This window comes from Enterobacteriaceae bacterium Kacie_13 (assembly GCA_013457415.1).
Lineage (GTDB): Bacteria > Pseudomonadota > Gammaproteobacteria > Enterobacterales > Enterobacteriaceae > Rahnella.
In genome coordinates this window covers 2131234-2155340 of sequence record CP045665.1, presented here as the reverse complement: position 1 = coordinate 2155340, position 24107 = coordinate 2131234, and the positions used below count along the sequence as shown (strand labels likewise).

General features: G+C 56.7%; 20 protein-coding genes. 18 read left to right on the top strand and 2 right to left on the bottom strand.

The window, feature by feature from the left end:
- Positions 1-103: 103 nt before the first annotated feature.
- The 8 genes from fhuF (at position 104) to GE278_09870 (ending at position 8310) form a co-directional block, all read left to right on the top strand.
- The gene (gene fhuF / locus GE278_09905) at positions 104-865 is read left to right on the top strand and encodes a siderophore-iron reductase FhuF (protein QLK63261.1); all 762 of its coding nucleotides are present in this window, start codon (positions 104-106) and stop codon (positions 863-865) included.
- 172 nt (positions 866-1037) lie between these two features.
- Positions 1038-1361 (top strand): hypothetical protein, encoded by a 324-nt coding sequence (locus GE278_09900; GenBank protein QLK61049.1) that lies wholly within the window; start codon positions 1038-1040, stop codon positions 1359-1361.
- Positions 1362-1570: 209 nt separating this feature from the next.
- Positions 1571-2890, top strand: a complete 1320-nt coding sequence (locus GE278_09895; GenBank protein ID QLK61048.1) for an MFS transporter — start codon at positions 1571-1573, stop codon at positions 2888-2890.
- 3 nt (positions 2891-2893) lie between these two features.
- Entirely contained in the window at positions 2894-3748 is an 855-nt protein-coding gene (locus GE278_09890) for an SIS domain-containing protein (protein QLK61047.1), read from the top strand.
- Between the two features lie 64 nt (positions 3749-3812).
- Positions 3813-4907: an iron-containing alcohol dehydrogenase gene (locus GE278_09885; protein QLK61046.1), complete on the top strand. Its 1095-nt coding sequence runs from the start codon at positions 3813-3815 to the stop codon at positions 4905-4907.
- Positions 4908-5691: 784 nt separating this feature from the next.
- Positions 5692-7116 carry a cytochrome ubiquinol oxidase subunit I gene (locus GE278_09880; GenBank protein QLK61045.1) on the top strand — a complete coding sequence of 475 codons (1425 nt, stop codon included), beginning with the start codon at positions 5692-5694 and terminating at the stop codon, positions 7114-7116.
- A gap of 1 nt (position 7117) precedes the next feature.
- Positions 7118-8125, top strand: coding sequence for a cytochrome d ubiquinol oxidase subunit II (gene cydB / locus GE278_09875; protein QLK61044.1), 1008 nt, complete (start codon positions 7118-7120; stop codon positions 8123-8125).
- Between the two features lie 17 nt (positions 8126-8142).
- A complete protein-coding gene (locus GE278_09870; protein ID QLK61043.1) occupies positions 8143-8310 on the top strand; it encodes a DUF2474 family protein in 168 nt (55 codons plus the stop codon).
- A gap of 88 nt (positions 8311-8398) precedes the next feature.
- On the opposite strand, the gene GE278_09865 is transcribed toward GE278_09870, so the two are convergent.
- On the bottom strand, positions 8399-9310 hold the full coding sequence (locus GE278_09865; GenBank protein ID QLK61042.1) for a cation diffusion facilitator family transporter: 912 nt from the start codon (positions 9308-9310) through the stop codon (positions 8399-8401).
- A 263-nt stretch (positions 9311-9573) separates the two neighbouring features.
- Between GE278_09865 and GE278_09860 the strand changes: the two genes are divergently transcribed.
- From GE278_09860 to GE278_09850, 3 genes are read left to right on the top strand one after another with little or no spacing between them, the layout of a single operon-like run.
- Positions 9574-10761 carry a biotin/lipoyl-binding protein gene (locus GE278_09860; GenBank protein QLK61041.1) on the top strand — a complete coding sequence of 396 codons (1188 nt, stop codon included), beginning with the start codon at positions 9574-9576 and terminating at the stop codon, positions 10759-10761.
- Entirely contained in the window at positions 10758-12326 is a 1569-nt protein-coding gene (locus GE278_09855; GenBank protein QLK61040.1) for a DHA2 family efflux MFS transporter permease subunit, read from the top strand. Before GE278_09860 ends, GE278_09855 begins: the two co-directional genes overlap by 4 nt.
- Positions 12310-13917: an efflux transporter outer membrane subunit gene (locus GE278_09850; protein ID QLK61039.1), complete on the top strand. Its 1608-nt coding sequence runs from the start codon at positions 12310-12312 to the stop codon at positions 13915-13917. Before GE278_09855 ends, GE278_09850 begins: the two co-directional genes overlap by 17 nt.
- Before the next feature lie 4 nt (positions 13918-13921).
- Here GE278_09850 and GE278_09845 read toward each other — a convergent pair whose 3' ends face one another.
- Complete coding sequence (locus GE278_09845) at positions 13922-14848, bottom strand: helix-turn-helix domain-containing protein (protein ID QLK61038.1); 927 nt, start codon at positions 14846-14848, stop codon at positions 13922-13924.
- Between the two features lie 165 nt (positions 14849-15013).
- Here GE278_09845 and GE278_09840 point away from each other — a divergent pair, with 165 nt between their 5' ends.
- The 7 genes from GE278_09840 to GE278_09810 all read left to right on the top strand — a co-directional run bounded on the left by GE278_09840 (position 15014) and on the right by GE278_09810 (position 23665).
- The gene (locus tag GE278_09840; GenBank protein ID QLK61037.1) at positions 15014-15847 is read left to right on the top strand and encodes an SDR family NAD(P)-dependent oxidoreductase; all 834 of its coding nucleotides are present in this window, start codon (positions 15014-15016) and stop codon (positions 15845-15847) included.
- A gap of 116 nt (positions 15848-15963) precedes the next feature.
- A complete protein-coding gene (gene corA, locus GE278_09835; protein QLK61036.1) occupies positions 15964-16971 on the top strand; it encodes a magnesium/cobalt transporter CorA in 1008 nt (335 codons plus the stop codon).
- 166 nt (positions 16972-17137) lie between these two features.
- Positions 17138-17557: a hypothetical protein gene (locus GE278_09830; protein QLK61035.1), complete on the top strand. Its 420-nt coding sequence runs from the start codon at positions 17138-17140 to the stop codon at positions 17555-17557.
- A gap of 99 nt (positions 17558-17656) precedes the next feature.
- Positions 17657-18001, top strand: coding sequence for a hypothetical protein (locus tag GE278_09825; protein QLK61034.1), 345 nt, complete (start codon positions 17657-17659; stop codon positions 17999-18001).
- Positions 18002-18015: 14 nt separating this feature from the next.
- Positions 18016-19269: a heavy metal RND transporter gene (locus GE278_09820; protein QLK61033.1), complete on the top strand. Its 1254-nt coding sequence runs from the start codon at positions 18016-18018 to the stop codon at positions 19267-19269.
- Positions 19269-20528, top strand: coding sequence for an efflux RND transporter periplasmic adaptor subunit (locus tag GE278_09815; GenBank protein QLK61032.1), 1260 nt, complete (start codon positions 19269-19271; stop codon positions 20526-20528). The genes GE278_09820 and GE278_09815 overlap by 1 nt, the downstream gene beginning before the upstream one ends.
- Positions 20525-23665 carry a CusA/CzcA family heavy metal efflux RND transporter gene (locus tag GE278_09810; protein QLK61031.1) on the top strand — a complete coding sequence of 1047 codons (3141 nt, stop codon included), beginning with the start codon at positions 20525-20527 and terminating at the stop codon, positions 23663-23665. Before GE278_09815 ends, GE278_09810 begins: the two co-directional genes overlap by 4 nt.
- The last annotated feature ends 442 nt before the right edge of the window (positions 23666-24107 follow it).

Below are 24107 nucleotides of genomic sequence, written 5' to 3'. Positions count from 1 at the left end.
GTGGCGTTTTGTGCAATCTAAATCGAAATCATTACTATTCCGCTTCAATATTCGCTACTCTACCCTCATGATTTATAGCGCCGAATCCCATTCGACACCGACAATGCAAAGACTCCTCGACAGTTTCCGCGATACACCCGTCAGTTGGGTGGCGGACACCTTCAAACCGCTGACACCGCTGGTGACCAACGCAGTGCCGATGTCGCACCTGACCACGGCCGAAGGCTGTGCCAGCGTGCTCAAACGTTATCTGGACGCCAACTCTGCCGACGCTGGGCAATGCGATAAACGCCGTGCGCGGATCTCGATGTGGTCCCAGTGGTATTTCGCTACCCTGTTGCCGAGCTGGGTGATCGTTTCTCTGCGCCACGGCTGGCAGTTGCCCATCGCCGCTCAAAATGTCTATCTGTGTATGCAGGAAGAAGGCTTGCCCGCACAGATTTATCTCGATGGTGAGGGCGAAGCGCTGATCTCCGCCGAGCCAATGGCGCGGTTTGATGTGATGATAGAGCAGCATTTGCGCCCGGTATGTGAAGCGCTGGCAGAATTCTCCGGTCTCAAGCCGGGTATTTACTGGAGCAACGCGGCGATCCGCGTCGGATGGGGCGTGAAGCAGGCGGAGCTGGCGAACGCGGATATCACCGACGGCGTGGCGCTGATGGAATCTCGTGAGCTGCGCTATGGCGGCAAAAATCCGCTGTTCCAGCCACTGCGCCCGGAAAACCCCGCCGATCCTGACAGCCCGCAATACCGCAAACAGTGCTGTCTGCGCTACGATCTGGCAGATCACGCGATGTGCCCTTCCTGTCCGTTATTGCTAGCAGAACGCAAATCCGGCAAAAGACGCAAAACAATGGCGGAGTAATCTCTAAATCCGCCAAAGGCTTACAAAACCTGACTAAGCTTAGCGTTAAAAATCATTGGATCTTAACCGCAGATAATTATAAGAATTAGGTTATATAGCCCCCAAGATAATTCGAGCAGCCAACGCACCTGCAACTTGAAGTATGACGGGGGAGACCAACGAGGTATTCATCATGACTATGAAGAAGTCCGTTCTCAACTCGCTGGCCTCAGACGTGCTTGGCACGCTGTCGCAACCCGTTAACCGCGTATGGAATATGTTAACTGGCACTCAGCAGCCGCTCAGAGCAAGGATTGTTCACCGTTATGCCGTTCCGTCTTCGCGCACCATCAGCGTGGCGGAGGGATTCTTCGGGTTTATCCCGGTTGAATCATATGAAAACGAGCGTTTCATTTTGGAAGTCGCCTACGCCGACAAGCAGTATCAGGTTGAAGTGCCACGCGCTTATTACCAGAAAAGCAACATTGGCGACGGGATCGACATCCACACGCTCTGACACGCTTTACTCCCCTTCTATTCCACTGACAGGCGATGCTTCCGGGCATCGCCTGTTTTGTTTCGCCCCCGTATTCCTCTTTAAATTCTGTTCAACTCCACAGATTTCGCTTTTATTTTGTTCAATACATGAAAATCATTGACATAATGGTCACCTGAATTTAGAAAATTATTTACATCCCCTTTTCTGCTCATGACCTGAGGTTATTGATGACCAGCCACACTTCCGCTGCTGTAGCCAGCGCCAGCCAGTCCCGTCGGGCACTTGTCGCCGGATCCGTCGGCAACTTTATCGAATGGTACGAATTCGGTGTGTACGGCTATCTGGCGACGCTTATCGCCGGTAACTTCTTCACGCTGGAAGGTCAGAGCGGCCTGACCGGCTTGCTGCTTACCTATGCCTCTTTCGCGCTGGCGTTTTTCTGCCGCCCGATTGGCGCGATTATTTTTGGCCGCATCGGCGACCGCATTGGCCGCAAACCGACTCTGATTGCAGTCGTCCTCCTGATGACCGTTGCCACTGCCATTATTGGCCTGCTGCCAACTTATGCGCAGATTGGCGTCGCAGCACCGTTGTTACTGACGCTGATGCGTATGTTTCAGGGGCTGTTCGCCGGGGGAGAATTTGGCGGTGCGGTCTCGCTGATGACCGAGTTTGCGCCGAAGGGCAAACGCGGGATCTACGGCGCATGGCAGTCGTTCACCGTGTCATTAGGTTTACTGACCGGTGTCGGGCTGGTGGCGATTCTGGTACAGACGCTGCCGGACGCGCAGATGAAAGACTGGGGCTGGCGTATTCCATTCCTGCTGGCCCTGCCAATGGGGTTGGTGGCGCTGTGGCTGCGGCTGAAACTCGATGAGACGCCGAGCTTTGTGGCGAGTAAAACGCCGCAAGTTAAAGCACAAAAAACGGCTGCCGAGAAAGCCTCTGCCGTAGCGACCGCCAAAGCCATCGCGCTGGGGATTGGCCGCATGATGGGCTGGTCAGCGGGCGGTTACACCTTCCTCGTCGTGATGCCTTCTTATCTACAAACCTCGCTGCACGCCACGTTCTTACAGGCGCTAGTCGCGACGGTATTAGCGAACGTCGGTTTTGCGATAGCGATCCTCCCTTCCGGCTGGCTGAGCGATAAAATTGGTCGTAAAAAGGTGATGATAGCAGCGGTGCTGGCGGTGATTATCCTCAGCTTCCCGCTGCTGCACCTGTTACAGAACCCTGACAGCAGCCTGCTGGCAAAAGGTATTGCGGTACTGATCGCCGGGGCAACTATCGGCATGATTGCAGGGCCCGGCCCGGCGATGCTGGCGGAAATGTTCCCGACCCGCGTGCGTTACACCGGCCTCGGTTTATCCTATTCGCTGTCGAACGCGGTGTTCTCCGGCTGTGCGGGCTTGATCATCACCGGTCTTATTAAAGAAACCGGCAATCTTGATATTCCGGCGTATTACGTAGTCGCGACCTGTATCGTCAGCCTGTTTGCGCTGATGACGCTGCGCAAAGATGACCATCTGCGCGAACTGGAAAAATAAACAATGAGCGTGATGAATTTGCAGTCGCGTTTAGCCGCGTTACAGGGCAGTTTTTCGCAGGCAGAACAGCGGGTGATCACCCTTATCCTCAGCGATCCGCCGGGCGTCGCCCGGCTCAGCGTCACCGAACTGGCAAAGCGTGCCGCGACCAGCACCGCCACGGTGGTGCGCGCCAGCCGACGGTTAGGGTTTGAAGGCTATCCCGCGCTGCGGCTGGCGTTAGCCGCCGAACTGCCACACAACGCCCCGGCTGCCGAACCGCTGGTGGCCGATATCGGCGAGGGTGATACACCGAAACAGATCCTGCAAAAATTGCTGGCGTTTGAAGTGGAAGGTGCCAGCGCCACCGCACAGCTGTTGAGCGGAGAAGCGCTGGAACAGGCGGTGAGCGTGCTGACACAGGCACGGCGCATCGATGTTTATGGTGCAGGCGCGTCGGCCCTGGTCGCCCAGGATTTTTGCCAGAAACTGCGCCGCATCGGTGTTATCGCCCAGACTTACGGCAGCACCGACGAAAGTCTGGTCAGCGCCTGCCAGCTTTCCACCGCGGACGTCGCGCTGGCGATTTCCCACTCGGGTGAAACCACCGGCGTTCTCGATGCGCTTATTCAGGCAAAATCCGCCGGTGCCAAAACGCTGGCCATCACCGCCGGTGGCCGCTCTCCTCTCGCCCGCAAGGCCGACGTTGTTCTGCTGACCAGCGGGCGCGAACTGGGTTTCCGCGCCGCTGCCATGGCCAGCCGCACCAGCCAGTTGCTGATCATCGACTGCCTGTATATCGGCATTGCCCAGCGTTTACCGGGCGCGCGCGATGCCCTGCGTAAAACCCACGACGCCGTCCGCCAGCGTCGCCGCTGAATTTGTAACGTTCCCCAATACGCCTTCTATACTTTTTAAAACACTGTGTTTTCTGAGGGCATCTATGTTTACCCACCGGTTGGTATTTCCTGCCAGCGTCCTGCGCGGTCGTGGAGCGATTAAACATCTGGGCGCGATGTGCGGACGTCTGGGGCAACGCGCCATGCTGGTCGGCGGCAAACGCGCGATTGCCAGCGTCGAGGCAAAAGTCGCCGATCAGCTGGAGCAGCAGATGGTCAGCTATCTCGGCAGCGAAGTGTTTAACGGCGAATGTTGTCAGGAGGAGATCAACCGGCTGGCAGATATTTTCCGCACGCAGGGCGTGGAAGTGATTATCGCCACCGGCGGCGGCAAAGCCATCGACGCCACCAAAGCGGCTGGCGTTGCCTGCAATATCCCCGTTGTTACGTTACCGAGCATTGCGGGTACCTGTTCTGCCGTCACGTCACTGACGTTTCGTTATCATCAGGACGGCCAGTTCCGCGATATGTTCCCGCTCCCCTGCGGCCCGGCAGCTGTTGTCATTGATGCCGATCTGCTTGCTACCGCCCCGCTGCCCTGGCTTTCGGCCGGGATCGGCGACACGCTGGCGAAGTGGTACGAATACCGCGCCATCAGCGATATTAACCAGCTCACCGGCCTGGCGGGCGTTGCCCGTACCAACAGCGAACTCTGTTACACCCTCATCGAACACTTCGCCGCCGACGCCTGTTTCGCGGTGCAGGAAGGCAAAGCGAACAACGCGCTCGAACAGGTCCTCGACGCAATTTTCCTCTATGCCGGACTCACTTCTGTTATGAGCAACGGCGCACACACCGGTGCGGCACATGCCTTATATGAAGGCTTCACCGCCTGCGCCAAAACCCGCCACGTCCCGCACGGTCTGCTGGTCGGATATGGGAATTTATGCCTGCTGGCACTGGAAGGTCGCAGCGACGAAGAGTTACTGACCGCCATCGCACTCGCGCAGGCGAGCGCCGTCCCGACGCAACTGTCTCAGCTTGCTGAGGGGATCACCGAGGGAGATCTGGCGGTGATTATTGACCGGAGCCTGAGCACCCCGGATATGGGGAATATGCCGGGGGAGATAGGATTTGGCGAAATTCGGTGCGCAATAGATAGGGTTGAACACTTATCCTTGCTTGAGCCGAAGCAATAGCGGCTTTTAAATTCAAAAATCAAATTCAAGACCGTGGGCGTCGGCCCACACCGACTTGGGGGGCGGCCTATCGCCGCCACCCCCCAAGACCCCCCGGGCTCTTTTATACATGCGCTATCGCTATAACGATGGACGTGTTCTGTAGCTCCCGCGTGTGGCGCAAAATCTTGCCGCTTCGCGGTTCCCTCTCTCGGTCTTCGAGCCACAGGTCTCGAAGCCGCTCCGTTCGGCAGGATTTTTGATCGCGCCATCTCACCATTTTTAAAACAGAAACAAGTCGTCTTTGATTTTTAGTTGTCCCTTTTCTTCTCTCATCCTGAGCGGGTGAAGTTGTGACCTAAAAAGCTCTGGCCGCTTTCAAAAAGCACGCCGGAGGGAGAGGTGGAAACCCGCGCGGTTTTTTTTGCGCGGGTTGTAACCCGACCGGAGGGCACCGCGCAGCGGCGGGATTTTGCGGCAATAGGAGGAGTTTCTGAAACAGAGCCGGGACGCATGGCACGTGTTTTAAAAAACGCGGGAGTCCAGAGGGCGCGCGTTTACGCGTCCTCTGGGCCAGTTTGGGCGGCGAGCCCAAGGTCTTGACGTTGAAGTTGACGTTAAAAGCGCCCTGGCAGCGGCCCCTGACTGTTATATATCATCATCACCAAACTGTATCTGTTATACAACCCTTCCCCATGTTTCAATCTCCTCCCCTGAAAAACTCCCTATTATGAATAAATTTTAACCACCCTGGTTCTGCCACCTATGATTGGTTAAAGGGCTCACCTGCAAAAAAAGAGGTTTTATGTTTGGTCTGGATGCCTTTGAGCTGGCACGCATACAGTTCGCCTTTACCGTTTCCTTCCACATTATATTTCCGGCTATCACTATCGGGCTGGCCAGTTTTCTGGCTGTACTCGAGGGGATGTGGCTGAAAACCAAAAAAGAGGAATATCGCGACCTTTACCACTTTTGGTCGAAAATTTTTGCCGTGAACTTCGGGATGGGCGTGGTTTCCGGGCTGGTGATGGCTTATCAGTTCGGAACTAACTGGAGCTTTTTCTCCTCGTTCGCGGGCAGTATCACCGGTCCGTTGCTGACCTATGAAGTGCTCACCGCCTTCTTCCTCGAAGCGGGTTTCCTCGGCGTGATGCTGTTCGGCTGGAACCGCGTCGGTCCCGGGCTACACTTCTTCGCGACCTGTATGGTGGCGCTCGGCACACTGATGTCCACGTTCTGGATCCTCGCGTCGAACAGCTGGATGCACACGCCGCAAGGGTATGAAATCGTCAACAATCAGGTTATCCCGGTCGACTGGTTTAAAGTGATTTTCAATCCGTCATTCCCCTACCGGCTGCTGCACATGACCACTGCTGCGTTCCTGTCTTCAGCGTTCTTTGTCGGCGCCTCTGCCGCCTGGCATTTGCTGAAAGGCCGCAACACGCCAGCAATGCGCACCATGTTGTCGATGGCGATGTGGATGGCGCTGATTGTCTCGCCGATCCAGGCATTTCTGGGCGACGCGCACGGACTTAACACCCTGAAATATCAGCCTGCCAAAATCGCCGCAATCGAAGGCCACTGGGAGAATAAAGACAGCGAACCGACGCCGTTGATCCTATTTGGTTATCCGGATATGAACCGCGAGGAAACCCGTTATTCCGTGGAGATCCCTTATCTCGGCAGCCTTATCCTGACGCACAGTCTGTCACAGCAAATCCCGGCGCTGAAATCCTTCCCGAAAGAAGATCGCCCGAACTCCACTATCATTTTCTACACCTTCCGCATCATGGCCGGACTGGGAATGCTGATGATCGTGCTCGGGCTGTGGAGCCTTTATCTGCGCTGGCGCGGCAATCTGTATGAGAACAAAGCCTTCCTGCGCTTCGCTTTATGGATGGGGCCTTCAGGGCTGATCGCTTTGCTGGCAGGCTGGTTCACCACCGAAATCGGGCGGCAGCCGTGGGTGGTGTACGGTCTGCTGCGCACCAAAGATGCCGTTTCGAATCACGGGGCAATGCAGATGAGCATCAGCCTGCTGCTGTTCGTGGTGATTTACTCGTCGGTGTTCGGCGTGGGGTATGTGTACATGATGAAGCTTATCCGCAAAGGCCCGCAGGCGCATGAAGGACAAAGCAGCGAACACGGCGGGCCTGGGCAGCATCGCACTCCGGCACGTCCGCTGTCGGCCATCAAAGAATCGCTCGACGACGAAGGTAAAGGAGTCTGATATGGGTATCGATCTTCCGCTGATTTGGTTTTTGATCATCGTCTTTGGCGTGATGATGTACGTGGTCATGGATGGTTTCGACCTCGGGATCGGCCTGCTGTTTCCGCTGGTCAAAGCAGAACATGAGCGTGACGTGATGATGAACACCGTCGCGCCTGTCTGGGACGGCAACGAAACCTGGCTGGTGCTCGGCGGTGCGGGGCTGTTCGGTGCATTTCCGCTGGCCTATTCGGTCATTCTGGATGCGCTGGCGATCCCGCTGACGCTGATGCTGTTCGGGCTTATCTTTCGCGGCGTGGCGTTTGAGTTCCGCTTTAAGGCCAGCGCGGAGAAGCGTCACGTGTGGGATAAGTCGTTTATCGGCGGCTCGGTGCTGGCGACCTTCTGTCAGGGCGTGGTGCTGGGTGCGGTAATCAGCGGTATTCCGGTGGTGAACCGCGCTTACGCGGGCGGCGCGCTGGACTGGCTGACGCCGTTTAATCTGTTCTGCGGATTGGGTCTGGTGGTGGCTTACGCCCTGCTCGGCTGCACCTGGCTGATTATGAAAACCGAAGGCGCATTGCAGGAAAACATGCACAGCCGCGTTAAACCGCTGCTGTTCACCCTGCTGGCGGTGCTGGCGATCATTAGCATCTGGACGCCGCTCACTCACGGCGACATCGCCGCCCGCTGGTTCACGCGGCCAAACCTGTTCTGGTTCCTGCCCGTACCGGTGCTGGTGGTGCTGGTTTCAGTGTGGATGCTGCGGGCAGTAAACCGCCAGGCGCATCATACGCCGTTCCTGCTGACGCTGGCGCTGGTCTTCCTCGGCTATACCGGCCTTGGGATCAGCATCTGGCCGAACATCATTCCGCCGTCGATTTCCATCTGGGAAGCCGCGTCGCCGCCACAGAGTCAGGGTTTTATGCTGGTCGGCGCGCTGTTTATCATCCCTATCATTCTGGTCTACACCTTCTGGAGCTACTACGTATTCCGGGGAAAGGTGACGCCGGAACAGGGCTATCACTGATAAGCGCGAGGTGAATAATGAGAAAACTGATCCGAGAAATGGACGATGATACCGTCATCAAACAACCTTTCTGGAAACGCATCGGCTGGATGGCGATGATCTGGCTGGGCAGCGTGCTGGCGCTGTTTGCCGTTGCCTCCGTCTTTAAGCTGCTGATGGCGGCGGCGGGCATGCGAACACACTGACTGAGCAATGAAAAATTGCACGCAATTTCATGACGTCCGCCCGTCATCGTTCTGACGGGCCGGTTATTTTAGAGAAATTTAAAAGAACTCAGAGCAGTACGTTATCCAGCCGGTCATCGTCAATGCCGTCAGGCTCGAGATGCGCGGTGACATCGGCGAATTTAAACAGTTTACCGACTGCCATTTCAGCCGCGTCACCAATTTCATGGCCGATATCTACCGTCAGGTTACCGTCCACTTCGAGATGGAATTCGACAAATACGCGGTCGCCGCCGTTGCGTGTGCGGATGTCATGCACGCCGCGCACACCTTCAACGCTCAGTACCGCCGCTTTCACCCGCTTGCGATCCACGATATCCAGCTCCCGGTCCAGCAACTGTTTAAGCGCATCCGCCGCCATGCCGCGGGCGTTCCAGATCATATAGAAGGAAATCAGCAATGCGCCGATGGAATCCGAACGAGTCCAGCCGAGATGACGCTCGAGGATCAGCGCCACCAGCACCGCGATGTTCACCGCCACATCTGTCACGTAGTGCGCACGGTCAGCGGCGATAGCCGTCGAACCAGTGCGTTTCACGACATAAGTTTGCATCAGTACCAGACCGGTAGCGGCAATCGAGCTGCCGATAATGACCCAGATACCTAAACCGAGCTGCGCCAGCGGTTGCGGGTTAATGATGCGGCCGATTGATTCGCCACCAAGTACCAGCCCCGCTGCGCCCAGCAGCAGTGCCTGTACAAACGCCGCTACGGCCTCAGCCTTACCGTGACCATAACGGTGCCCCTTATCCGCCGGGCGCAGCGCATAGCGCACGCCAATCAGTGTGACCATCGACGCCAGCACGTCCACCAGCCCATCAGCCGCCGAAGTGAGTAGTGCGATCGAGCCGGTCGCCGCCCAGGCCCAGACTTTCACGCAGACCAGAATCAGCGCCACGCACAGCGACACCAGCGACGCAATACGCGTCAGACCCTTATAAGAAGGTGCAGGACGGCTCATAGTTTGCCCCACAAAAGTACAGCAGTTTGGGAAGTCATCACGGGAAGTTCCTGAAGCAGAAAATCAACTTTATTTGAAAAATACAAATACCAGCTCAGCATTATACATCCTTTTGCTGTTTTCGGAGCTTCCCTATGGTTTGGATCTTCGTGCCCTCACTAAGGTTTGTTGACCTATATTTACTTGCATTTACATCAATACAATCTAGGTTAAAACAAGATTTCCATGTTCCGGTCAGCCCCGCCGATAATCAGAAGAGCATTATGACAAACGATAACCAGCCACAACCTTCCGCGTCGGATGACGCAAACAGTGAATATGATTCCAGTCAGATCAAATCGGGAGAAGGACACAGCAAAAATCCCGGGAATGAAAAAGACCCTAAAGACAGCGATGAGGCCGATGCTAAAGGCAAAGGTCCCGGTAAAAAACCGCTGATTATTCTGGGGGTTGTCGTCGTGATTATGTTGGTGGTCGCGCTGGTCTGGTGGCTGATGACCAAAGATCAGGTCAATACCGATGACGCCTTTATCGAAGGAGATGCCGTCACTATCGCACCGAAAATTGCCGGTTATGTGACCAGCCTGTCGGTAAAAGATAACCAGTTCGTCAAAAAAGGCGATTTGCTGGTGGAGATTGACCCGCGTGACGCCACCGCGCAACGCGATCAGGCACAGGCTCAGCTCGGACTGGCCGTCGCGCAGCTGCATCAGGCGCAGGTGCAGTTTGATCTGGCAAAAGTGCAATATCCCGCACAGCTTGCGCAGGCTAAAGCTCAGCAAACCCGCGCCGAAGCCAGTCTGATGAATGCCACCGCCGATTTCCGCCGTCAGCGCGGTGTCGATCCGCGTGCCACCACGCAACAGAATATCGATTCTTCTAACGCGCAGGTGCGTTCTGCCGCTGCGGATTTAGAGAATGCAAAAGCGCAGGTGCAGGTTGCCGCGCAGGTTCAGCTGCAAATCCGCCAGGCCGAAACCAACGTTGAAGCCCGTCAGCAACAGGTTGAGCAGGCGAAAGCTCAGCTGGAAAGCGCCACGCTGAATCTGTCTTATGCCCAGGTGCGTGCACCGTTTGACGGCTACGTCACCAAGCGTAATGTGCAGCTCGGCACGCTGGTGCAGGCCGGTTCGTCACTTTTCTCGGTCGTTTCTAAAGATATCTGGGTGGCGGCTAACTTTAAAGAATCTCAGCTTGAGCGCATGCGTCCGGGCAACAAAGTCGAAATCACCGTGGATGCTTATCCCGATATCAAATTGCAAGGCCACGTTGACAGCGTTCAGCAAGGTACCGGCTCACGTTTCTCGGCCTTCCCGGCGGAAAACGCCACCGGTAACTACGTGAAAATCGTTCAGCGTGTACCGGTCAAAATCGTCATCGACAGTGGTCTGGATCCGAAACAGCCTCTGCCACTCGGCCTGTCTGTTGATCCGACGGTGACCGTCGAATGACCGAAGATCGCAGTTACTGGAAACCCAAGGCCAATCCCTGGGCAGTTGCTGCCGTTGTCACCATCGCGGTGTTCATGGAAATTCTGGACACCACGATAGTCAACGTGGCGCTGCCGCACGTCGCCGGTTCGCTCTCTTCCAGCTATGACGAATCGACGTGGGTGCTGACTTCCTACTTAGTCGCCAACGGCATTGTATTGCCGATTTCCGCATTCCTCAGCCGCGTGATGGGGCGTAAAACTTATTTCCTGATCTGTATCGGGATGTTTACCGTTTGCTCATTCCTGTGCGGGATCGCCACCGAACTGTGGCAGATGATTTTATTCCGCATTTTGCAGGGCTTCTTCGGCGGCGGTTTGCAGCCCATCCAGCAATCGGTTCTGCTTGATTACTTCAAACCTGCCGATCGCGGTAAGGCGTTTGGCCTCTCTTCGATTGCCATCATCGTGGCACCGGTGGTCGGCCCGACGCTCGGCGGTTACATCACCGACCACTTCAGCTGGCGCTGGGTGTTTTTGATCAACATTCCGGTAGGGATTATCGCCCTGCTGGCGATTTATCAGCTGCTCGAAGATCCGCCATGGGAACGTAAGGCCAAAGGCAAACTGAGCATCGATTACATCGGTATCGGGCTGATTGCGCTGGGGCTGGGTTGTTTGCAGGTGATGATGGACCGCGGCGAGGACGACGACTGGTTCAAATCCGGCTTTATTGTCACTTTCGCTGTACTGGCGGCGACCGGGATTGTCGGGGCAATTTACTGGCTGCTGTACGCCAAAAAGCCCGTGGTCGATCTGCGCTGTCTGAAGGATAAAAACTTTGCTGTAGCAGGATTGCTGATGGCCGGTATGGCGATGATTCTCTATGGCAGCTCGGTGGTGATCCCGCAGCTGGCGCAGCAACAGCTCGGCTATACCGCGACGCTTTCTGGGCTGGTGATGTCGCCAGGCGCGATACTGATTGTGCTGTCGATCCCGCTGGTATTGAAACTGATGCCGATTGTGCAGACGCGTTACATCATCGCCTTCGGTTTCTTCCTGCTGGCCGCGTCGTTTGTCTATTCGGCAAGACTGACACCAAACGTCGATTTCGAAACGCTGGTGCTGTTCCGTAGCGCGCAGTCAATCGGTCTTGGGTTCCTGTTTGTGCCGCTGACCACTATCGCGTTTATCACCATTCCGCAGCGGATGAACGCTGATGCCGCCGCGCTGTTCACCATGTTCCGTAACGTCGCCGGATCGATTGGCATTTCGCTGGCGACCGCCGGAGTGACCGAGCGAACGCAGGCGCACAGCGCGCATATGGTGCACAACATGTCGCCGCTCAATGAACAGTTTAATCAGGCCGTGACCAAAAGCGCCGCCGCTATTCGCGATTTCGCCCATGTGCTGGGTGACCCGATGCAGCTTGCTACCGCGCGGATGTATCAGGAGATGGTGTCGCAGTCGCGCATTCTGGCCTACATCGATGTGTTCGGTTATTGCGCCATCGTCGCCGTTATTTTGATCCCATTTTGTTTCCTGCTTTCGCCAGTTAAGAGCGAAGGTAATGCCGGAGCACACTAAGTTGAATACGACCCGGAAGTTAGAGAAGACCCGATTTTTTACGCTGTCATTGATGGCGATCGCCCTCACCGCCTGCTCCGTTGGCCCGGATTATCAGAAACCGCAGACCGCGACGCCGGGGGCATTTAACGATTTGAGCAAGCCGAAAGACGCCGACGGCGCGTCTGTGGCGCTGCCTTCCGAGCCGAACCCGCTGTGGTGGAAAGCCTTTAACGATCCGCAACTCGACAGCCTGGTGACCCGCGCAATTGCCGGGAATATCTCATTGCAGCAGGCGGTGTTACGCATCGCCGGTGCGCGCGAACAGGTGACGCAAGCCAAAGGCGCGTGGTTGCCTTCGGTACAGGGCAACGCCAAAGTCACCCGGCAGCAGCTCGGCCTGAAAGGTATTCTCGAATCGAGCGGTGCTTCTTCACAGCTAAACGATCTCAGCCCCGAAGCCTCGGGCGCTATCGACACCGCGACGCGGCCGGTGGATTTGTATCAGGGAAGCTTCGATGCCAGCTGGGAGCTGGACTTGTTCGGCGGCACCCGTCGCCAGGTCGAAGCGGCCAATGCGCAGACCCAGTCTTCAATCGAGCAGCGTAACGATGCGCTGGTCTCGCTGGAGGCCGAAGTTGCCCGTGCTTACCTGCAACTGCGCGGTGCACAAAGTATTACCGCGTCGATTCAAACACAGATCGATGTCGCGCAGCAGACGCTGGATCTGACACAAAACCGTCAGCAAAACGGTCTTTCGCCACAGCTCGATGTGGAAAACGCCCGTGCTCAGTTAGGTTCGCTGCGCGCCCAGCTGCCGCAGTATCAGGCACAGGAGCGTCAGGCGATGAACGGTCTGGCGGTATTACTCGGCCAGACGCCGGGCTCGCTGGATGGCGAACTTATCGCGCCGAAACCGATGCCCACCCTGCCCGCTGCCGTACCGGTTGGCGTGCCCTCACAGCTGGCGCGCCGTCGCCCGGACGTGCGCAAAGCCGAAGCCGATCTGCACGCTGCCACAGCGAATATCGGCGTCTCGGTCGCACAGCTCTTCCCGAGCATTTCACTCACCGGCCAGTTCGGGATGCGTAACACCGACGCCAGCTATCTCGATAACTGGAGCAGCCATTTCTACTCCGTGGGGCCATCAGTCACCGTACCGATCTTCCAGGGCGGACGTCTGATTTCCAGCGTGCATCTCTCCCGCGCGCAGCAGGCCAACGCCGCCCTGAACTATCGTCAGACGGTGCTGACCGCTTTGCAGGACGTGGATAACGCGCTGGTCAGCTACCGTACCGATCAGGATCAGGTCAGCGGCTTAGACCAGACTACCGAAGCCTTGCAGACGGCATTTGATCTGGCGAGTGACAGCTACCGTCAGGGGCTTTCGACCTTCATCAACGTGCTCGATGCCCAGCGCCAGCTGGCGCAGGCGCATCAGCAGTCCGCCGAAGCGAAAGTGAAAACCAGCACCGATCTGGTCTCACTGTACAAAGCACTGGGCGGCGGCTGGGAGCCGTATCAGAACGTGGATTTACCGACTTATACTGTATTTGGCCCGGCGGCGACGCCGGACGTAAAAGTGCAGACGACGTCGGGCGTGACACCGTAACGGTTTAATGTGATGAGATGAAATCTGAGGGCGTAACCGGGGCAGGAAGATTAAAATTCTGCCTCATACGCGCTATTTCGTTCAGCGGCGTCAGCCCGAAAAGACGTTTAAATTCGCGGCTGAACTGCGACACACTTTCATACCCTACCTGTGCGCTGGCCGCTGACGCGGTTAGCTCATGGCGCAACATCAGCAATCTGGCCTGATGCAAACGAGTGGATTTGAGATACTGTATCGGCGAAGTCTGAGTCACCGTTTTGAAATGAGCGTGAAACGTTGGCACACTCATTCCCGCCTCTTTTGCCAGCCCCTCTACATCAAGATGCGAATTAAATTGCGCATGCATTTTACGCAACGCTTTCGCCACTTTGCCGAATTGCCCCTGCATCGTCAGCGCACTGCGCAAGGTTTTCCCTTGCGGCCCGGTCAGAACCCGGTAATAGACTTCCCGCATCATCGCCGGTCCCAAAATCGCGGCATCTGCGGGTGAAGACATCACCTGCAAAAATCTCAACACGGAGCTGCGCATCGCCTCGTCCATCGGGCTGGAAACCATACTGCGTGGCGATTCAACTTCCGGCATCCCCTGCGCGTCCAGTTGTAATAGCAGGTCAGCCGCCACGCGAAAATCCAGCCGCATGTAAATCGCCAGCATCGGCTCCGCAGCGCTGGCATCGGTTTCCATGGTAAACGGCACGGGCACAGAAACCATCAGATAATGCTGTGCGTCATACAAATAGACATCATTGCCCATAAAACCGCGCTTACTGCCTTGCAGTACAATTACAATGCCCGGCTCGTAAAGCACCGGTGTGCGCAACAGAGGACGGTCAGACCGCAGGAAGCGCACATCCGGCAGTACCGTCAGATTGTAGCCCTCATGCGGTGTCAGCTGGTCCAGAAGCGCTGTCATACGCGTGGTGATGGTCATGTGCTGTTTGCCTGATGGATAAACCGGGAGGTGGGTGAAGTGTGACACTGTATTCTGTCCCAGTACAGATGACGCATAGGATTAGGCAAACATCTCAGAAGAACCGGTCTGGGGATTTGTCTTCTCACACTCTATTCTTGAACTCCCGCTAAAGAGGAGTAAATCATGAACCCGTCAAAATTTTTATTTATCACCGGTGTCAGCAGCGGTTTTGGCCGCGCGCTGGCAGAAGAAGCGCTGAAAGCAGGGCACCGCGTCGCAGGCACCGTGCGCAATCAGCAGGCGAAACAGGAATTTGATGCACTGGTTCCTGGCCGAAGCACCGGCTGGATCCTGGATGTCACCGATTTCGACGCGATCGCCCCGCTGGCAGAAGTCGTCGAACGCGAAAGCGGCCCGGTCGATGTGCTGGTGAACAACGCCGGTTACGGCCACGAAGGCATCATGGAAGAGTCGCCGCTGAGTGAAGTACTGCATCAGTTCGACGTTAACGTGTTTGGGGCAGTCGCTGTCATCAAAGCTTTTCTGCCCGCGTTCCGCGCACGTCGCGCCGGTCATATTCTGAATGTAACGTCGATGGGCGGCTTTATCACCATGCCGGGTATCAGTTATTACTGCGGCAGTAAATTCGCTTTGCAGGGTATTTCCGAAACCCTGACCAAAGAACTCAAACCGTTCAACATTGCAGTGACCGCCATCCAGCCTGGATCGTTTCGCACTGACTGGGCGGGACGTTCTATGGTGCGCTCGCCTCGCAGTATCAGTGATTACGATCCGCTTTTCGGGCCGATCCGCGAAACACGTGAGAAACGCAGCGGTCATCAACCCGGCGACCCGCAAAAGGCAGCCCGTGCGATCCTGCGGCTTATCGACAGTCCTGCTCCTCCCGCATCCTTGTTGCTCGGCAGTGACGCCGTCATGTTTGTCCGCGAGAAGCTACAACAGATGAGTGCCGATATCGACGCCTGGGAAGAAATTAGCCGCTCGACCGATGGGTGAAATACTCTTTTAAGATTCCCGATCAGCGCATTTTTGCCAGACTGCGCTATTCTGTTCAGACTCTGAAAATCCTGCCATCAGCGGGATTTTTTCCTGAATAACAATCGGGTGAAATAATGAACGACATTGCAACAGAAGAGAAAAAGCCCAGCTGTGATTCAGTGATCAACAGCGTTGCCTATCGCGACGGTAAGCGGTTGCAAGATGTGACCGTTGAGGACATCAGCGAAGTGCTGAAAGAGCCGGACACCTTTGTCTGGCTTGGGCTTTGGCAGCCGGAAGACAGTTACATGCGCAGCATTCAGGAGGAATTCGGCCTGCATGACCTGGCGATTGAAGATGCGCTGACCGCCCATCAGCGGCCGAAAATCGAGCAGTACGGCGAATCGCTGTTTATCGTCGCGCACACCGCGCAGAAGGTGAAAGAAACCATCGAGTACGGCGAAACGCACATGTTCCTCGGTAAAAACTTCCTGATCACTATCCGCCACGGCGCATCGTCGAGCTATTTGCAGGTGCGAAATCACGCCGAAGAACGCCCGGACATGCTGGCGAAAGGTCCGGCTTATGCGTTGTACTGCATTCTGGACTCCATCGTCGATAACTATCTGGAAATCCTGCATCAGTACACCGAGCAGTTCGATGCCATTGAAAAGCTGATGTTCCAAAATACCTTTAACCAGCAGGCAGTGCAGCAGGTGTACCGTCTGCGTCGTGATTTGCTCTCACTGCGCAATTCCGCGGTGCCGATGGAAGATATCTGTAATCAGCTCAGCCATCATTACGAAGAGCTGGTGCCGAAAGGCCTGCGTGCTTATATCCGCGATGTACAGGATCACGCTAATCAGGTGATTAAAACCACTGACGACATGCGCGAAATGCTTTCCAACGCCATGCACGTGAATCTGGCGCTGGTGTCGGTGCATCAGAACGAAGTGGTGCAGCGACTGGCGGGCTGGGGGGCCATTCTGGCAATCCCGACCGTGGTCTTCAGTCTGTACGGCATGAACTTTAAAAACATGCCGGAACTGGATGACTGGTGGGGGTATCCGGTGACGCTCGGTGTGACTTTTGTCGGCTGCGTGTGGTTGTACTGGAAATTGAAAAAATCCGGCTGGCTATAAATAATCATCGAATAACATTCACAAGCGAATAACATATTCATCTGTTATTCGCTGTCTTTAATTTTCCTGACAATTTAAACCCGTCTTTATTATATTTCCGCTTCCCAGCCTCCCTTCATTCCTTATATACTCATCGGCATCTTTCACGACGGAAAATAATTCAGCCATGTCAGTCCGCTTCGCGATTTCACAGTTTATGCATTCACTGCGCTTGCCCGGCAAGCGGGTCAGTGCGTTGCTGTTCGCATTATGCTGGCTGATGCTGAACGCCCAACTGGCACTCGCCAGCCATCAGTGCGACATGCGTCCGCCGGTGGAAAACACTCAAATGCAGCACAATGAATTCATGCAAATGCCTGATACGCCAGAGCACATGCAGAGCCAGTCGATATTGTGTGAGAAGCATTGCGTACCGGAAAGAACCCAGTCAGACAGTGGTGCTATACCGCTGCTGGCATTACCGGTCGCACAAACCTTAACCCTGACTACCGTGGATGCGCGCGCCGCCGTCACCACCGCAGACTGGGTTGCACCGCCTGTCACCGCCCCTCCTGCTGAAGTCCGGTTCTGCCGATTTAGAGAATAGATCCCGCTGTTACGGATGTTTTTCTGCATCCGACATTAAATGAAATTTAGTTGCCAAAATAATGGCCATTCATTTCCTATAACAGCTGGAGTATTTCCCATGCGTGCTTTATTTAAAATATTCTTTAAAACAATTCCGATCGGCTTGTTCTTTATTTCCTCTTATTCCTTTGCCGATGCCACGCCAATGTCTCATGACCACATGACGATGCAAGACATCCAGACATTTGAATCTGAAGGGGTGATTACCCAATGGCAGAACGATCGCGTCGGTATTTCTCATCACGCCATTCCTGCACTCAAATGGCCAGCGATGACCATGAATTTTCGTTTGCCTGCGGAAATCGCCGCCCACTCCCTGGCCGCTGGTACGCCGGTGGCGTTCACCTTTGTCAAAACTGAGTCCGCTTATCAGTTACAGACTCTGACGCCGCTGACACGCTGACCGGGAGATCCACCATGTTGATTTTACCGCGTCACCCCTGGGTGACGTGGCAATGGCTGCTGGCTTTTATGCCGGTTGGCGCCTTTGCCACACCCGTTTCCCTGCCGCAGGCACTGGTCGCCGCGCAGGATTATTCCGCCGAACTTTCCGCCAGCCGCCATCAGATCAACGCACTGGATAACCGCGCCGATTCGGCGATGCAGTTGCCGGATCCGAAGCTGAAATTTGGTATCGAAAACCTGCCGGTCGGCGGCAACAACGACCGCCGCTTTACCCGTGAAGGCATGACCATGCAACGCATCGGCATCATGCAGGATTACGTCAGCAGCAGTAAGCGCGAGCGTAAAGCTGATACGTTACGTGCCGAATCACGGCAGGTGGCGGCGTCGACACAAAGTATCCGCGCCCGTCTGCAAAGGGACGCCGCGCTGGCCTGGATGGAACTGGCGATCGGCGAACAGAGCATCACGCAAATCCAAAAGCTGGTGGATGAAAGTCAGCGACAGATTGGCGTGCAGCGCGGCGGGGTCAGCAGCGGCAGCGCCCTGCCTGCCTCGGTGCTCGACGCTCGCCTGACACTCATCGGTATGCAGGACAAACTCACCCAGGCGCAACGCGATGTTCAGCTGGCCCGTACCCGCCTGAGCCAGCTGACAGGCATTGATCAACCTGAAATCAACGGCGCTGTTCCGCCGGTCGGCACACTGCCGACGGAAGTACCGCGGGCGGACAGCGTCGATCAGCATCCGGAAATTATTCAGGCACGGCGCGAAGCGGAAGTCGCGCAGTCAAAGTCCTCAGAATCGGCGATTGCCGCACTGCCGGACGTCGGCGTTGAAGTCTATTACGCGCATCGTGCCGACGACTACGACGATATGGCGGGCGTGATGGTTACCGTCGATTTACCGCTGTTTACCGCCTCGCGGCAGGACAAAGATCATGCTGCCGATCAATCGATGGCGATGGAAAGCAATGACCGACTCGCGCAACTGGTGCGGGATCATCAGGCGCAGCTGACCACGCTTATTGCACAATATCAGGCCGCCAGCACCCTGTGGCAACGGCAAAAAAACGACGTTGTGCCACTACAACAACAGCGCATCAGCGTGATTCAGGCGCAGTACCGCGCCGGAAAAAGCAGCCTGAATGAGGTCCTCGATGCGCGCCGCAGCCTGCTCGACAGCCAGCTGGCGGTACGCAATGCCGAACTGGACGTCGCCCGCTATTGGGTGGCCCTGCGCTACCTCGCGCCACAGGAGAATTACTGATGACATCTGCTAAAACTTACAGCCTGCTGGCCGTGGCCGTGATAGCGGCCCTCGCCGCCGGTTATCTGCTCGGGCGGCACAGCCAGCCCGCTGCAACACACACCGCCGCAGTTCCTGCCGAACGCCAGGTGCTGTACTGGTATGACCCGATGACGCCGGATCAACGTTTCGATAAACCCGGTAAATCACCGTTTATGGATATGGATCTGATGCCGCGTTACGCCGATGAAGTGACGGACGACGGCGGCGTGACGGTCAGCGCCCGTCAGCAGCAAAATCTGGGAATGCGCAGTGAAACCGTGCAGCGCCGGGTGATCTCCGCGCCGCTGAACGTTTACGGTACGGTTACAGCTGACGAGCGCAGCCTGCGCACCGTCGCCGCCCGCGCCAGCGGTCTGGTGGAGAAACTGTACGTCGCCGCCAGTCAGCAGCAGGTGAAGAAAGGTCAGAAACTGGCAACGCTATGGATCCCCGACTGGACCGCCGCGCAGCAGGAATATCTGGCGGTACGCCAGCTCGGCGATCACGCCCTGAGCACGGCCGCCCGCCAGCGGCTGGCATTGCAGTTTATGCCAGAAGACGTACTTAAACGCCTGGATCGCACTGGCCTGCCGCAAACGCGTATCGACATTACCGCGCCGGAAGACGGTTATCTCAGTTTGCTGAGCGTGCGTGAAGGCGCGCAGGTCACTGCCACCCAGCCGTTGTTTGAGCTGACCAGCCTGAAACAGGTGTGGATCGTGATGGATTATCCGCCATCGGCGGCGTCTCAGATTCACGCAGGTAGTGTGGTGACCGCCCGTTCTGACAGCCAGCCGGGGGAAATCTTCCATGGCGCGGTCAGCGAACTGCTGCCGGGTGTCGATGCAGTCAGCCGCACGCTGAAAGCCCGCGTGGTGATGGACAATCCGCAGCAAAAACTGCGCCCCGGTATGTATCTCAATCTGACGCTGGCCGCTGACCAACAGGCGCCGGTACTGGCTTTCCCACAGGAAGCGCTGATCCAGACCGGCAGCCGAAACACGGTGCTGCTCGACGACGGCAACGGGCATTTCACGCCGCAGGAAATCACGACCGGCGCGACGCGCGACGGCTGGACGCAGGTGCTTTCCGGCCTCAAAGAAGGTCAGCGGGTAGTCATTTCCGGGCAGTTCCTGATTGATTCCGAAGCCAGCCTGCGCAGCGCGCTGCCCGCCGCGTCCGCCTCTGAGTCAACGGGCCCTGAGCACAACACCCCTGCGCACGGAGGCCACTTATGATTGCTTTCGTGATCCGCTGGTCGCTGCGCAACCGGCTGCTGGTCTTACTGGCCGCACTGATGATGGCCGTCTGGGGCATCTGGTCATTGCAAAAAGCGCCGCTCGACGCCCTGCCGGACTTATCCGACGTGCAGGTCATTGTGCGCGTCAGCTACCCCGGTAAAGCACCGCAAATTATCGAAGATCAGGTGACCTATCCGCTCACCACCACGCTGCTTTCCGTGCCGGGCGCCAAAACGGTGCGCGGCTTTTCAATGTTCGGCGATGCCTACGTTTACGTGCTTTTCGACGACGGCACCGATCCGTACTGGGCGCGCTCGCGGGTGCTGGAATACCTCAGCCAGGTGCAGTCCACACTGCCGCCCGGTGCCAAGGCCTCCCTTGGACCAGATGCCACCGGCGTTGGCTGGATTTACGAATATGCGTTAGTGGATAAAACCGGTAAGCACAGCCTGGAACAGCTGCGCGCGTTGCAAGACTGGACGCTGCGTTATGACCTGAAAACCGTACCCAATGTGTCAGAAGTTGCCAGCATCGGCGGTATGGTGCGCCAGTATCAGGTGGTCGCCGATCCGCAGCGGATGCGGGCCCGTGGTGTGACGCATCAGCAACTGGTGACCGCGTTGCAAAGCGCTAATCAGGAAAGCAGCGGCTCGCTGCTGGAGATGGGCGAAGCCGAATATATGGTGCGCACCTCCGGCTATCTGAAAAGTCTGGAGGATTTCAACAACGTGGTGGTGACGGCCAACAGCGGTATTCCGGTGCTGCTCTCCGACGTCGCCACCGTGCGCACCGGCCCGGAACTGCGACGCGGCGTGGCTGAACTGAACGGTGAAGGCGAAGTCGCCGGGGGCGTGATTGTGATGCGCTCGGGCAAGAACGCGCTGGAAACGCTGAAAGCGGTAAAATTGCGGTTGAACGCACTGGCGCGCACGCTCCCCGCCGGGGTGGAAATCGTCCCGGTATACGACCGTCAGCCGCTGATTGAAAGCGCAATCGTGACATTGTCACATAAATTGCTCGAAGAATTCGCGGTGGTCGCCGTGGTCTGCGCGCTGTTCCTGTTCCACTTCCGCTCGGCGCTGGTGGCGATCATCACCCTGCCGCTCGGCATTCTCGGTGCATTTATCGTCATGCATTATCAGGGCGTCAGCGCCAATATTATGTCACTGGGGGGCATTGCGATTGCCATCGGTGCGATGGTCGATGCGGCGATTGTGATGATCGAGAATATGCACAAAGTGCTCGAACAATGGCGGCACGACCATCCGGGACAAAAACCGACGTCTGCCGATTACTGGCAGGTGTCGGAGCGCGCAGCCGTGGAAGTCGGTCCGGCGCTATTTTGCAGTTTGCTTATCATCACTCTGTCGTTTATTCCGGTGTTTTCGCTCGAAGCGCAGGAAGGACGGATGTTCTCACCGCTGGCATTCACTAAGACCTACGCGATGGCAGTTTCCGCCGGACTGGGGATCACGCTGGTGCCGGTGCTGATGGGCTATTTCATTCGCGGGAAGATCCCTGATGAAAGCGCCAGTCCGATTAACCGCTGGCTGATTGCAGCCTATCAGCCGGTGCTGTCCGCTGTGCTGAAACGCCCGAAAACCACACTGGTATTCAGCGGCCTCTTTCTGCTGGTCTCGCTATACCCGCTGGCAAAACTCGGCAGCGAATTTATGCCCGCGCTCGACGAAGGCGATTTATTGTATATGCCCTCCACGCTGCCGGGTATTTCCGCCCGCGAAGCCGCGCGGCTGTTGCAGCAAACCGATCGCCTGATCAAAACCATACCCGAAGTCGCCAGCGTATTTGGCAAAGCCGGTCGCGCCGACAGCGCCACCGACCCTGCGCCGCTGACCATGATTGAAACCACTATCCGTTTCAAACCGCGCAACCAGTGGCGGCCCGGCATGACGCCGGACAAAATCATCACCGAGCTGGATAACGCGGTGAAGCTGCCTGGCATCGCTAACGTCTGGGTGCCGCCGATCCGCAACCGGCTGGATATGCTGGCGACCGGCATCAAAAGCCCGGTCGGCATCAAGGTGAATGGCAATAACATCGCGCAGATTGAGGCCGTTGCGCAGCAGATCGAACACATCGTCAAAACCGTGCCGGGCGTAACCTCCGCGCTGGCTGAGCGCCTTGAAGGCGGGCGCTATGTCGATATTGATATCAACCGCAGGGAGGCCGCACGTTACGGTGTCACGGTCGCCGAGCTGCAATCGCTGGTTTCTACGCTGGTAGGGGGTGAAAATATCGGAGAAACATTGGAAGGCCGCGAGCGGTATCCGGTTAATCTCCGGTATCCGCGAGAATTACGCGACAACGTACAAGCGCTGCGAGATTTACCGGTGCTGACCGCCTCTGGCGCACAGGTGCCGCTCTCGGCGCTGGCGACGATAAAGGTCACCGACGGTCCGCCGATGCTCAAAAGCGAAAACGCCCGTTTGTCGGACTGGATTTACGTCGATTTGCGTGGCCGGGATTTAAAATCCGCCGTTGAAGAGATGCAGATGGCGGTCAGTCAGCAGGTGAAGTTGCCGGAGGGCGTGACGGTGAGCTGGTCGGGGCAATTTGAGTATCTGGAGCGCGCGACGGCTAAGCTGAAAATCGTTCTGCCATTTACGCTGGCGATCATTTTCGTGCTGTTGTACGTCACCTTCAGCAACGTGCGTGATGCGCTGCTGATCATGGCGACGTTGCCCTTCGCACTGACCGGCGGCGTCTGGCTGCTGTATCTGCTCAGCTACAATCTTTCGGTCGCGGCCGCAGTGGGCTTTATCGCACTGGCTGGCGTGGCAGCAGAATTCGGGGTAATTATGGTGCTGTATCTGAATCAGGCCGTGCAGCGTCAGCTCACAGGCAAAACTGAACTGACAGAGGCTGAACTGTGCGACGCCATTCACCACGGAGCGGTGCTGCGTGTAAGGCCGAAAGCCATGACGGTAGCCACCATTATGGCGGGTTTATTACCTATCATGTGGGGCGGCGGAACAGGTTCGGAAGTGATGCAACGCATCGCCGCACCGATGATCGGGGGGATGCTCAGTGCGCCATTATTGTCGATGCTGGTGATACCGGCGGTGTATTTGTTGATGCACAGGCGACGAGGGGGAGCCGGCGGGCGGGGATAAATCAACGTCTAGACATTGGGGTTGCCATCCAAACTGGCTTTAAGGTCAAGTCCGTGGGCGTCGGCCCGCACCGGCTTTAAGGTCAAGACCTTGGGCTGCCGCCCAAACCGGCCTTAAGAGGCGCCTATCGCCGCGCCTCTTAAGAATCTCCGGCTCTTTAAAACACGTGCCATGCATCCCGGCTCTGTTTCAGCGACTCCTGCTATTGCCGCAAAATCCCGCCGCTGCGCGGTGCCCTCGGTGCGGGTTACAACCCGCGCAAACAGACGCGCGGTTTTCCACCTCTTCCTCAGCGTGATTTTTGAACGCGGCCACAGGCTTTTTAGGTCACAACTTTACCTGCTCGGATCATTTCAAAAAAACGTCTTAAAATTACTCAGGTTTTTCTTCTAAAAATGGTGAGGTGGCGCGATCAAAAAATCCTGCTGAACGGAGCGGCTTC

What these genes read in the sequence shown, in the direction of transcription:
- fhuF (QLK63261.1), top strand. Translation starts at nt 104, where the DNA reads ATGCAAAGACTCCTCGACAGTTTCCGCGATACACCCGTCAGTTGGGTG.
- GE278_09900 (QLK61049.1), top strand. Translation starts at nt 1,038, where the DNA reads ATGACTATGAAGAAGTCCGTTCTCAACTCGCTGGCCTCAGACGTGCTT.
- GE278_09895 (QLK61048.1), top strand. Translation starts at nt 1,571, where the DNA reads ATGACCAGCCACACTTCCGCTGCTGTAGCCAGCGCCAGCCAGTCCCGT.
- GE278_09890 (QLK61047.1), top strand. Translation starts at nt 2,894, where the DNA reads ATGAGCGTGATGAATTTGCAGTCGCGTTTAGCCGCGTTACAGGGCAGT.
- GE278_09885 (QLK61046.1), top strand. Translation starts at nt 3,813, where the DNA reads ATGTTTACCCACCGGTTGGTATTTCCTGCCAGCGTCCTGCGCGGTCGT.
- GE278_09880 (QLK61045.1), top strand. Translation starts at nt 5,692, where the DNA reads ATGTTTGGTCTGGATGCCTTTGAGCTGGCACGCATACAGTTCGCCTTT.
- cydB (QLK61044.1), top strand. Translation starts at nt 7,118, where the DNA reads ATGGGTATCGATCTTCCGCTGATTTGGTTTTTGATCATCGTCTTTGGC.
- GE278_09870 (QLK61043.1), top strand. Translation starts at nt 8,143, where the DNA reads ATGAGAAAACTGATCCGAGAAATGGACGATGATACCGTCATCAAACAA.
- GE278_09865 (QLK61042.1), bottom strand. Translation starts at nt 9,310, where the DNA reads ATGAGCCGTCCTGCACCTTCTTATAAGGGTCTGACGCGTATTGCGTCG.
- GE278_09860 (QLK61041.1), top strand. Translation starts at nt 9,574, where the DNA reads ATGACAAACGATAACCAGCCACAACCTTCCGCGTCGGATGACGCAAAC.
- GE278_09855 (QLK61040.1), top strand. Translation starts at nt 10,758, where the DNA reads ATGACCGAAGATCGCAGTTACTGGAAACCCAAGGCCAATCCCTGGGCA.
- GE278_09850 (QLK61039.1), top strand. Translation starts at nt 12,310, where the DNA reads ATGCCGGAGCACACTAAGTTGAATACGACCCGGAAGTTAGAGAAGACC.
- GE278_09845 (QLK61038.1), bottom strand. Translation starts at nt 14,848, where the DNA reads ATGACCATCACCACGCGTATGACAGCGCTTCTGGACCAGCTGACACCG.
- GE278_09840 (QLK61037.1), top strand. Translation starts at nt 15,014, where the DNA reads ATGAACCCGTCAAAATTTTTATTTATCACCGGTGTCAGCAGCGGTTTT.
- corA (QLK61036.1), top strand. Translation starts at nt 15,964, where the DNA reads ATGAACGACATTGCAACAGAAGAGAAAAAGCCCAGCTGTGATTCAGTG.
- GE278_09830 (QLK61035.1), top strand. Translation starts at nt 17,138, where the DNA reads ATGTCAGTCCGCTTCGCGATTTCACAGTTTATGCATTCACTGCGCTTG.
- GE278_09825 (QLK61034.1), top strand. Translation starts at nt 17,657, where the DNA reads ATGCGTGCTTTATTTAAAATATTCTTTAAAACAATTCCGATCGGCTTG.
- GE278_09820 (QLK61033.1), top strand. Translation starts at nt 18,016, where the DNA reads ATGTTGATTTTACCGCGTCACCCCTGGGTGACGTGGCAATGGCTGCTG.
- GE278_09815 (QLK61032.1), top strand. Translation starts at nt 19,269, where the DNA reads ATGACATCTGCTAAAACTTACAGCCTGCTGGCCGTGGCCGTGATAGCG.
- GE278_09810 (QLK61031.1), top strand. Translation starts at nt 20,525, where the DNA reads ATGATTGCTTTCGTGATCCGCTGGTCGCTGCGCAACCGGCTGCTGGTC.